This is a genomic window from Roseixanthobacter pseudopolyaromaticivorans (assembly GCF_043195145.2).
In the GTDB taxonomy this organism is placed as follows: Bacteria; Pseudomonadota; Alphaproteobacteria; order Rhizobiales; family Xanthobacteraceae; genus NCEH01.
Genome location: NZ_CM195539.1, coordinates 830,002 through 840,829 on the forward strand (window position 1 = coordinate 830,002; position 10,828 = coordinate 840,829).

9 protein-coding genes are annotated in these 10,828 nt (G+C 65.4%); 8 read left to right on the top strand and 1 reads right to left on the bottom strand.

Annotated elements, in window-relative coordinates:
• Positions 1-277 precede the first annotated feature (277 nt).
• The 8 genes from V5F68_RS03900 (at position 278) to V5F68_RS03935 (ending at position 9,754) form a co-directional block, all read left to right on the top strand.
• Positions 278-1,291 (top strand): TRAP transporter substrate-binding protein, encoded by a 1,014-nt coding sequence (locus tag V5F68_RS03900; RefSeq protein WP_394016242.1) that lies wholly within the window; start codon positions 278-280, stop codon positions 1,289-1,291.
• Between the two features lie 57 nt (positions 1,292-1,348).
• The gene (locus V5F68_RS03905; RefSeq protein WP_394016262.1) at positions 1,349-3,187 is read left to right on the top strand and encodes a TRAP transporter large permease; all 1,839 of its coding nucleotides are present in this window, start codon (positions 1,349-1,351) and stop codon (positions 3,185-3,187) included.
• 64 nt (positions 3,188-3,251) lie between these two features.
• Positions 3,252-3,920, top strand: a complete 669-nt coding sequence (locus V5F68_RS03910) for a GntR family transcriptional regulator (RefSeq protein WP_394016241.1) — start codon at positions 3,252-3,254, stop codon at positions 3,918-3,920.
• Positions 3,920-5,128, top strand: a complete 1,209-nt coding sequence (locus V5F68_RS03915; RefSeq protein ID WP_394016240.1) for a CaiB/BaiF CoA transferase family protein — start codon at positions 3,920-3,922, stop codon at positions 5,126-5,128. Before V5F68_RS03910 ends, V5F68_RS03915 begins: the two co-directional genes overlap by 1 nt.
• Positions 5,129-5,176: 48 nt before the next feature.
• Positions 5,177-6,340 (top strand): iron-containing alcohol dehydrogenase, encoded by a 1,164-nt coding sequence (locus tag V5F68_RS03920; RefSeq protein ID WP_394016239.1) that lies wholly within the window; start codon positions 5,177-5,179, stop codon positions 6,338-6,340.
• 2 nt (positions 6,341-6,342) lie between these two features.
• Positions 6,343-7,257, top strand: coding sequence for a hydroxymethylglutaryl-CoA lyase (locus tag V5F68_RS03925; RefSeq protein WP_394016238.1), 915 nt, complete (start codon positions 6,343-6,345; stop codon positions 7,255-7,257).
• A 40-nt stretch (positions 7,258-7,297) separates the two neighbouring features.
• On the top strand, positions 7,298-8,800 hold the full coding sequence (locus V5F68_RS03930) for an aldehyde dehydrogenase (protein ID WP_394016237.1): 1,503 nt from the start codon (positions 7,298-7,300) through the stop codon (positions 8,798-8,800).
• Between the two features lie 201 nt (positions 8,801-9,001).
• Positions 9,002-9,754: a GntR family transcriptional regulator gene (locus V5F68_RS03935; RefSeq protein WP_394104128.1), complete on the top strand. Its 753-nt coding sequence runs from the start codon at positions 9,002-9,004 to the stop codon at positions 9,752-9,754.
• 105 nt (positions 9,755-9,859) lie between these two features.
• Here the strand turns inward: V5F68_RS03935 and gcvA are convergent, their stop codons facing one another.
• Positions 9,860-10,756 (bottom strand): transcriptional regulator GcvA, encoded by an 897-nt coding sequence (gene gcvA / locus V5F68_RS03940; RefSeq protein WP_394016235.1) that lies wholly within the window; start codon positions 10,754-10,756, stop codon positions 9,860-9,862.
• Positions 10,757-10,828 lie beyond the last annotated feature (72 nt).

A 10,828-nucleotide genomic window follows, 5' to 3' on the forward strand; every position in this document is an offset into this window, starting at 1 on the left:
CCAGGCGGCGCGTCACCGCTGCCCGCCAGGACGAAAAATGCGACTAACCTTTTGCGAAATCTATATAAAATATCCCGTCCCTGTTGATGGTTTCCCGATTTTGCTCGTCCCAGGTTCTGGATTTGACAATGGGATCCCAAATGGGATACCTATCTGCATCCCGAAAAATCACGGTACCGATGTAAAAATCCGAAGTAAGAATTCGTATTAAATAAAAATATCTCGCGTCGCGCTCGCGGCGTACGAGTAAATATGCAATATAGGGAGGTGTATCGGAATGAAAACGCTTAATATTTCACGGCGTTCTCTTTTGACCGCGGCGGCAGCTATTCCCCTGGTTTCCATCATTGGCAAGCGCGGCGAGGCGGCCGAGTTCACCTGGAAGTTCGCCACCGGGCAGGATCCGACGCATCCGGTGAACGTGCGCGCGGCGGAAGCCATCAAGCGCATCCGCGAAGCCACCGGAGGGCGTGTCGACATCAGCCTGTTCCCCGCGAACCAGCTCGGCTCCGACACCGACCTGATCTCCCAGGTGCGTAGCGGCGGCGTCGATCTGCTGAACATCTCTTCGTCGATCGTCGCGACGCTGGTGCCGTTGAGCGGGATGCTCAACACCGGGTTCGCCTTTCCCGACTATGACCACGTCTGGAAGGCCATGGACGGTGCTTTCGGCGATCTGGTGCGCGCGCAGATTACAAAGTCGGGGTTGGTGGTCGCTGACAAGATCTGGAACAACGGCTTTCGTCAGGTCACGTCCTCTGGGCGCAAGATTGTCGGGCCTGCCGATCTCCAGGGCTTTAAGATCCGGGTGCCGGTGGCGCCGATGCTGACCTCCCTGTTCCAGGCATTGGGCGCGAGCCCATCTCCGATCAACTTCAACGAAGTCTATTCCGCGCTGCAGACCCGCGTGGTCGAGGGGCAGGAGAATGCCCTCCCGCTCATCTACACCACCAAGCTCTATGAGGTGCAGACCAGCGTTTCCATGACCGACCACGTGTGGGACGGCTTCTGGATCCTCGGCAGCCGCCGCGCCTTCCAGGGCCTGCCGGCCGATCTGCGCGACATCGTCATGGCCGAGCTGAACAAGTCCGCCGTCGAGCAGCGCGCCGACGTGGTGCGCCTCAGCGATTCCCTGCGCACGGACCTGCAGGGCAAGGGGCTCCAGTTCGTGGACGTGGATCGCACCGCATTCCGAGACGCCCTGCGCAAGACCAGCTTCTACACGGACTGGCGCGGCAAGTTCGGCGACGAAGCCTGGAACAAGCTGCAAGACGTCGTCGGTCCTCTCTGACGCGGGGAGGGGATCGCCATGTCTACGGTCAATCTCGATACCGCCGCCATCCCCGAGATGAGCGCCGCCGACATGTCGGCGGTGGCTCGCGCGGAGCGTGGCCTGCGGGGGATAGTGGAAGTGGCGGTCGCCCTGCTGGTCGTCGCCGAAGTGGCCATTCTGTTTGCCGGTGTGGTCTCGCGCTACGTGCTGCACCAGCCCCTGGTTTGGTCGGACGAATTGGCGTCCATCCTGTTCCTCTGGCTTGCCATGCTGGGCGCCGTCGTCGCCTTCTGGCGCGGCGAGCACATGCGCATGACCGCCTTCGTCGGCGTCCTGGGGCCCTCGGCGCGGGCCTATTTCGAACTGGTCGCGCTGGCCGCGGCGATGGTTTTCCTCTGCGTGATGTGCCGGCCGGCCTTCGAGTTCGCCTATGAGGAAACCTTCATCGAGACGCCCGCGCTCTCGATCGTCAATGCGTGGCGGGCGGCGGCGCTGCCCACCGGCATGACGCTAATGGTGATCTTCGGCCTGTTGCAATTCTCGCGCGTCGCCAATTGGCGCTGCGCGCTTGCGGCGGTCGCGACGGTCGTGGCGATCACCGTCGTCCTGATGGCCCTTGAACCCGCGCTGCGGCCCCTGGGCAATCTCAACCTGCTCATCTTCTTCGTGGGCATCGTCGCCATGCTGGTGTTCGCCGGCGTGCCCATCGCCTTCGCGTTCGGCCTCGCCACCTTCGGCTATCTCTACCTCACCACCCGCACCCCCATGATCGTGCTGGTGGGGCGCATGGACGAGGGGATGAGCCACCTCATCCTGCTGTCGGTGCCGCTGTTCGTCTTCCTCGGCCTGCTGATCGAGATGACGGGCATGGCCCGCGCCATGGTCGGCTTCCTCGCCAGCCTCCTGGGGCACGTGAAGGGCGGGCTGTCCTATGTGCTGGTGGGCGCCATGTATCTGGTGTCGGGCATCTCCGGCTCAAAGGCTGCCGACATGGCCGCCGTGGCCCCGGTGCTGTTTCCGGAAATGAAGGCCCGCGGCGCCAAGGAAGGCGATCTCGTCGCGCTTCTCTCGGCCACCGGCGCTCAGACGGAGACCATTCCGCCGAGCCTTGTGCTCATCACCATCGGCTCCGTGACCGGCGTTTCGATTTCCGCGCTGTTCACGGGCGGCATGCTGCCCGGCGCGGTGCTGGGCATCACGTTGTGCCTGGTGGTGTGGTGGCGCTACCGCGGCGAGGATCTGAGCAAGGTCAAGGCCGTCAGTGGCAAGGATATCGGCCGCGCCTTCATCGTTTCGGTCCCCGCCTTGGCTTTGCCGTTCCTCATCCGGGCGGCGGTGGTGGAAGGCGTCGCCACGGCCACCGAGGTCTCCACCATCGGCATCGTCTATTCTGTGCTGGTGGGCTTGCTGGTCTACCGCCAGTTCCCGTGGCGACGGCTGATGCCGATGCTGGTGGCGACGGCGGCGCTGTCCGGCGCCATCCTGTTCATCATCGGCGCCGCCACCGGCATGGCGTGGGCGCTCACGCAATCAGGCTTCTCGAACCAGCTCGCCACCGCCATGGCCAGCCTGCCCGGCGGCTCGACCAGCTTCTTGCTGGTGTCCATCGTCGCCTTCATCGTGCTGGGAAGCGTGTTGGAAGGTATTCCCGCCATCGTGCTGTTCGGGCCCCTGCTGTTTCCGATCGCGCGTCAGATGGGCATTCACGAGGTCCATTATGCCATGGTGGTCATCCTGGCCATGGGCGTTGGCCTGTTCGCCCCGCCATTCGGTGTCGGCTATTACGCCGCGTGCGCTATCAGCCGCGTCAGCCCGGACAAGGGGATGGGCCCCATCGTCGGATATCTGCTCGCGCTGCTGACCGGCCTGCTGGTGGTCGCTGCGGTGCCGTGGATCTCCATCGGCTTCCTCTGAGCCTCCCCGAAACACAGGACAGGGTGGCCGCATCGGTGCGGCCACCGGAACAAGGGCGCGTCCCATGTCGCAGATGATCCTGATCTACGAGCAGCTTCGCGACATCATCCTCTCGCTCGGCATGGCGCCGGGGGAGAGGTTCAGCGAGCGATCCCTGGAAAGCCGCTTCGATGCTTCGCGCACTCCGATCCGCGCCGCCCTGATGCGCCTGGAAACGGATGGACTGGTGGCCCGCGAGGAACGCGGCTGGATGGTTACGCCGATTTCGCTCGCGGAACTGGAGCAGGCGATCGAATTCCGCCAGGTGATCGAGGTCGAGGTGGTGAAGCTGGCCTGCCTGCGCGCCCAGGCTTCGGATATCGATCTGATCGAAGAGATCCTCGCATCCTGCACGCCCGCCAGCCATCGTTCCGACTGGCATCGCGTCGGCTCGGACTTTCACGTCGAACTGGCCCGCCTGAGCGGCAACCGTTTCTATATGCGTGCGGTCGAGGATCTGATGGTCCGCTTGTCGCGCGCCCGCTGGCTGGAAGTGTGGGACGAAAGCGGGCGCGAGCGCTCCTGGAGCGAACATCGCTCCATTCTCGGACATATTCGTGCCGGCGCCGTCCAGGCGGCCATCGAAGCCGTCGGCGAACACATAACCGGCGTGCGCTCACGCAATTTGGGGAACCGGCTTTCCGACGGTTCCGGCCACACCGTGCGCGGCTATTCAGTCGTAGGGAAGATATGATGACTCAATCCGAAAATCAGGGCGCATTGACCGGCATCCGCGTCATAGAAATGGGCTCGTTCATTGCCGGACCGTTCTGCGGACAATTGCTCGGGGATCTCGGCGCCGACGTGGTGAAGATTGAGCCGCCCAAGGTGGGTGACGTGATGCGCCAGTGGGGCGTCGCCCAGCTGGACGGCAAGTCGCTCTGGTGGCCGGTGATCGCTCGCAACAAGCGCAGCGTGACGCTGGACCTGCGCGATCCGCGCGGCCAGGAGATCGCGCGCACGCTCATCCAGGACGCCGATGTGCTGGTGGAGAATTTCCGCCCCGGCACGCTGGAGCGCTGGGGCATGGGTCCCGATGACCTACAGAAAACCAATCCCCGCCTCATCATCGCCCGGGTCTCCGGCTTCGGCCAGACCGGTCCCTACAATCGCAACGTGGGCTTCGGCGCCATCGCCGAGGCGATGGGGGGCTTGCGGATCCTCGCCGGCTTCGCCGACCGGCCCCCCCCGCGCGCCGGGCTGTCGATCGGCGACTCTCTGGCGGGCGTGTTCGCGGCGCTGGGCGTGACGGCGGCGCTGGAGGCGCGCCACCGCAGCGGCAAGGGACAAGTCGTGGATGTCGGCATCACCGACAGCGTGCTCGCCGTGCTGGAGAGCGTCCTGTCCGAATACAGCGCCACCGGCTCCTTGCGCCAGCGCACGGGCACGACGCTGCCGGGCATCGCGCCTTCGAATCTTTATCCCACGTCGGATGGCCAATGGGTTCTCATCGGCGGCAACGGGGATGCGATCTTTGCGCGGTTGACGCAGGCCATGGGCGCGCCGCAACTCGCCACCGATCCCCGCTACATCAGCCATCGCGCCCGCGGCGCAAACCAGCAGGAACTGGACGAGATCGTCGCCGACTGGACGCGCACCCTGACGCTCGCGGAACTGCTCTCCATCCTCAAGACGCACGATGTCCCGTCCGGCCCGCTGAACGATGCGGCCGGCATCATGGCCGATCCGCATTTCCGCGAACGCGGTGCGGTGGTGGACGTGGAGAGCGAGGAATATGGCCTCCTCACCATGCAAGGGGTGGCTCCGCGCCTGTCGGAGACCCCCGGAGCGGTGCGCTGGGCGGGTCCCTCGCTCGGCTTCCACACCGAGGACATCCTGCGCGAGCGCCTGGGCCTGAGCCCGGAGGCGATCGCCCAACTCAAAGCCGACGGTGTGGTGTGAACCCCGCCGCGCCCAAGACTTCCCCTACCCGTCATCCGGAACAACATCATGTCCGACATCGCCGTCTTCACCGCCATCCAGAGACTGATCCAGGGGTGCGGTTCGCTCAACCAATTGGCTGACGAGGTGGATCGCCTCGGCAGCCGGAAGATCATGCTTGTGACGGACCCCGGCCTCGTGAAGGCGGGCATCGCGGAACGGGTTCTGAACCTGCTCCAGGGCCGCGAGATCGAGGTTTTCGCGGACGTGGAGCCGGACCCGAGCATCGAGACGGTGATCGTGTGTGCCGAGCGCGTCCGCGCCTCCAGATGCGATCTCATCATCGGCCTCGGCGGTGGCAGCGCGCTCGACACCGCCAAGTGTGCGGCCGTGATGGTCAACAATCCCGGCGATGTGGAAGCCTATCTCGGCATCGACAAGGTGGTGAACCCCGGCGTCCCGAAGATCCTCATTCCCACCACCGCCGGCACCGGCAGCGAGGTGACCAACGTTGCCGTGCTCAGCCTGAAGGCGCAGCACACCAAGAAGGGCATCGTCAGCCGGCACCTGCTGGCCGATACCGCGATCCTGGATCCCGAATTGACCCTCGGCCTGCCGGCCTTCACCACCGCCGCCACCGGCATGGATGCACTGACCCACGCCATCGAAGCCTATGTCTCCCGCTTCGCCCAGCCGTTGACCGACGACTTCGCCCTGAAGGCGATCCGGATGATCGGCGAGAACCTGCGCACCGCGGTTTTCTACGGCCAGAACATCGCGGCGCGCGAAGCCATGCTGAGCGCCAGCCTCTATGCCGGCCTCGCGTTCGGCAGCGCCGCCACCGGCATGGTGCACGGCCTCGCCATGCCGCTGGGCGGGCAGTTCAACATCGCCCACGGCATCGCCAATGCGGTGCTGCTGCCCCATGTGATGCGGTGGAATCTGGTCGCCGCCTTGCCGCGCTATCGCGACATCGCGATCGCATTGGGCGAGCCCGTGGAAGGCCTGCCGCTGCGTGCAGCTGCGGAGCGGGCGATCGCGGCGGTGGAAAGCCTCTCGCGCGACATCGGCATCCCGGTACATCTGGACGATCTGGACGTGCCGCGCAGCGCCATGGATCCACTGGCCCGCGACGGCATGACCAATTTTCGCCAGACCCGCCCCAACCCGCGCGACGTCACCTATGAGGGCCTGATGGACATCCTCGACCGCGCCTTCCTGCCGGAGGCATGATGATGAAGCTCCCCTCAATGGTGCAGATCACCGAAGTCGGCCCGCGCGACGGCTTGCAGAACGAAGCCCGCTTCATGCCCACCGCCGAAAAGGTGCGGCTGATCGAGCAATTGGCGGCCTCCGGCATCCGGGAAATCGAGGTCACCTCCTTCACTCATCCGCGTTGGATTCCCAATCTGGCGGATGCCCAGGAAGTGGTGGCGGCGACCCGCCATCTGAACGTTGAGAGCTTCGCGTTGGTGCCGAACCGGCGCGGGCTGGAGCGCGCGCAGCAGGCAGGCATCGGCGGCGTCACCTTCGTCTTCTCCGCCACCGATGGCCACAACCAGCGCAATCTCAACCGCTCCACCGAGGCTTCGCTGGTGGAAACGCTGGAATTGCACGCCCATGCGGCGACGCAGGGGCTGCGCCGTCGCATTTCGCTCTCCACCGTGTTCGGCTGCCCGTTCGAGGGCAAGGTCGACCCGGCGCGCATCCATGCCATCGTCGAACGGCTGGTGGAGGGCGGGTGCGACCGCATCGGTCTTTGCGACACGATCGGCGTCGCCAATCCGCTGCAGGTCTACGACCTCTCGCGCCAATTGATCGAGCGCTTTCCCGACGTGGTTTTCGAGCTTCATCTCCACAACACGCGCGGCTGCGCGCTGGCCAACATCCTGGCGGGGCTGGAGGCCGGCATCACCCGTTTTGATACCGCTGCGGGCGGCCTCGGCGGCTGTCCCTATGCGCCGGGCGCCACCGGCAACGTGGCGACGGAGGATGTGGTCTCCATGCTCTCGGAAATGGACATCGCAACCGGCATCGACATCTCAGCCCTCATGACGGCCGACCGGATGCTGGAGGACTGGCGGGGCCAGCCGCTCGACAGTTCGGTCTGGCGCGTCGCGCAACGCGGCTGCGCCGCAGCGGTCGCCTGAACCGGCGGCCGTCGAACACCCTCGCTCTGGAGTATCAGACATGAACGCCCCTCTCGTGCCCGACGCGCGGAACACCTACGGCAATTTCATCGCGGGCAAGGATGCGCAGTCGGCGGACGGCCGCACCTTCGTCTCCTTCAACCCGACGACCGGAAAGCCCTGGGGCACGTTCGCGGATTCCTCCGCGCACGACGTGGATGCGGCGGTGAACGCCGCCTCCGCCGCATTCTCAGGGCCGTGGGGTGCGCTCTCGCCCACCCGGCGTGGGCGCCTGCTGATGAAGTGGGGCGACAGGATCGCCGAGCATGCCGAGCGCATCGCCGCCATGGAGACGGCCCAGAACGGCAAGCTCTACAGCGAGATGCGCACGCAGGCCACGATCGTCCAGGACTGGCTCTATTATTTCGGCGGCCTCGCCGACAAAGTCGAAGGCACGGTCATTCCGCTCGATCGCACCAGCGTCTTCAACTACACGCTGCGCGAGCCGCTCGGCGTGGTGGCGGTCATCGTGCCGTGGAACTCGCCCACCTTCCTGACCATCATGGCGCTCGCACCCGCACTTGCGGCGGGCAATACCGTGGTGATCAAGCCGTCCGAGGTGACGTCGGCATCGGCGATCGAGCTGGCGCGGCTCGCGGTGGAAGCCGGCATTCCGCCGGGCGTCGTCAATGTGGTCACGGGGCTGCGGGGAACCGGCGAAGCGCTGGTGGATCACCCGAAGGTGGCCAAGATCAATTTCACCGGCGGCGATGCCGGCGGGCGGGCCATCGCATCTGCGGCCGGCAAGCGGCTGGTGAGCTCCATTCTCGAACTGGGCGGAAAGAGCCCGAACATCGTGTTCGCGGATGCCGACCTGGACCGGGCGGAAGCCGGGGTCCTCGCGGGCATCTTCGCTGCCGCCGGACAGACCTGCGTGGCCGGTTCGCGCGCCTATATCCAGCGACCCATCTACGACCGCTTCGTGGAGCGGCTGGTGGGGCGGGCCAGCGGCATCGTGCTCGGCGACCCGATGAAGGCCGAGACCCAGATGGGCCCGGTCGCCACATCCACCCAGCTCGCCAAGGACGAGAGCATGGTGCGGCAGGCGGTGGCGGACGGGGCGGAGATCCTGTTCGGCGGCGCCCGCGCCAGCGTGGCGGAATTTCCCGACGGCTATTTCTTCTCGCCCACCATCCTGCACAATGTGGACGCATCCAATTGCCTGGTGCGCCAGGAGGTGTTCGGGCCGGTGCTGGCCGTCATCCCGTTCGACGACGAAGCCGAGGTGCTCCAGGCGGCGAACGATACCCCGTTCGGACTTGCTTCGGGCGTGTGGACGCGGGACTTGCGGCGGGCGCACCTCATGGCGCGGCGCCTGCAGGCGGGCACGGTATGGATCAACACCTACCGCGCGATGGCCTTCAACTCCCCCTTCGGCGGTCACAAGGACAGCGGCCTCGGCCACCAGAACGGCATTGGGGCGATCCAGCAGTATCTGCAGACCAAGAGCGTATGGTGCGAATTGAGCGAAGAGATCCAGGATCCGTTCGTGATCAAGGCTTAGGATCCAGCATGCTTTGAAGTCGTCCTTCCGGCCGATCCATCTGCGCGCGCAGCCAGGGGCATTCAGCCCGCCCTTGGCTGAGCGAAGCATTTTTGGCCGTCTTCCAGAACCGGCGCATTTCTTGTATCCAGCACGGGATACGAGAGGGGCCTCTATATGCCTGGGCCCGCGGTACGGCGCCCTGCGGCCCACGAACGGACGATGGAAGGGACAATCGACACGATGGCGGATGACGCGACCGAAAGCGGCGAATCCTTCGATGCTGATCCGACGCCCACACTGGGCGAGCAGACCTACGAGGACCTGAAGGCGATGATCCTCATGGGCGAGTTGCGCCCCGGAGAGCGGCTCGCCGAGGCCGAGATGGCCCAGCGCCTCGGCGTCAGCCGGACGCCGCTGCGCCATGCCCTGTCCCGGCTGGCGCAGGAGAAGCTCGTCACCAAGCGCACCCAGGGCGGCTACGTCGTTATCAGCCTCGATTCTGCTGCCATTCGCGATCTGGTGGGGCTGCGCGAGGCTTTGGACGTTCACGCCGCCCGCGTCGCCGCCGAGGTGGCCTCGGAGGAGGATCTCGCCCGTTTGCGCGAATGCCTGGCCAAGCTCGAAAGCGTGGCGAACAAGGAAGAAGAGATCGCGACCGAAATCGATCTCGGGTTGCGCATTCACGTCATCATCGCCGAATCCACCGGCAATCAGGCGCTGCTGGATGCGGTAAAACAGGTCTATGAGCGGCTGCAACTGGCGATCTGGCTGGAAGTGAGCTGGATGGATCACTGGATTGACCGGTTCAGCGAGCACCGGCAGATCGTGGAAGCCATCTGCAGCCGTGACCCCGAGCGAAGCGGAGAAGCGGCGCGCTTTCATGTGCAGCGCTCGCTGCAGAACATGCTGCGCGTTCTGCAGATGCGGGAGCGCCGGGCCGTCGTGATCCCCAGCAAGCGGAACGCACGGTGATGGCAGAGGAGGACGGCGCGCGGCACGCGTCCTGCTGAAAATCGCAGCGCATACGATCTGCGACGCGCCCGGGCGCACCGGTCCTCTTCTGTGCCTTATGCCCGCCTATCTTTCGGAGGCGGCGAGCGCGTCGAACAGCCATTGTCGGAACTGGACGATCTTCGGCAGCTTCGCCCTCGATTTCAGATAAAGCATGCAGTGGCAGGTCATGCGCGGCCCTTCGAAACCGAACGGGGCGACCAGGCTTCCACTCTTGAGTTCGCGCTCCACCAGAAGACGGCTCTCCAGGCAGACGCCGCGCCCGTCCACGGCGGCGCTGATGGACATGAAGGAGCGGTCAAAGCGCGGCCCGCGATCGAGGTTCAGCGCCACCCCCGGATGGCGGCGCAGCCATTCGCGCCAGCCGAAGAGATTGACTTCCGAGTGGATCAGCGGGTGGTGGCTGAGGTCGGCCGGCGCCCGCAGCGCATGCGGGCCCTCCAGCAGGCGGGGAGAGCACAGCGCGACAATGGTCTCGAGCGGAAACGGCTCCACCACGGTGCCGCTCTGCTGCAAAGCGGTGCCGTACTGGATGGCGAGATCGATGGTCCCGGATGCGAGGTCGATGGGATTGTTGGAAGCGTGCAGACGCACGTCGATCTCGGCGCTGACCTCGCTGAAGCGTGAAATCCGCGGCATCAGCCATTGGGCGGCGAGGCTCGGAACCACGTGGATCGACAGGATATCGCTGTGCTCTTCGCGGCCGACATTGCGGGTCGCCGCCTCGATCTGGGAGAGCGCCTGGCCGAGTTCCTCGGCATAGCGGCGCCCGACATCGGTGAGAATGACGGAGCGGTGCGCGCGGTGAAACAGGCGCGCCCCGATCTCGTCCTCCAGGAAGCGGATCTGGTGGCTCACCGCCGAAGGGGTCACCCGCAATTCATCGGCGGCCTGCTGGATCGAACCCAGGCGCGCCGCCGCCTCGAAAGCGCGTACCCCTTTCAGCGCCGGCAGTTTCCGCATCTTTCACCTGAATTATTTTCAGACATATGGCCTTATAATTCGTTTGAAGGCGACCGGCAAAGCCCGCACGTT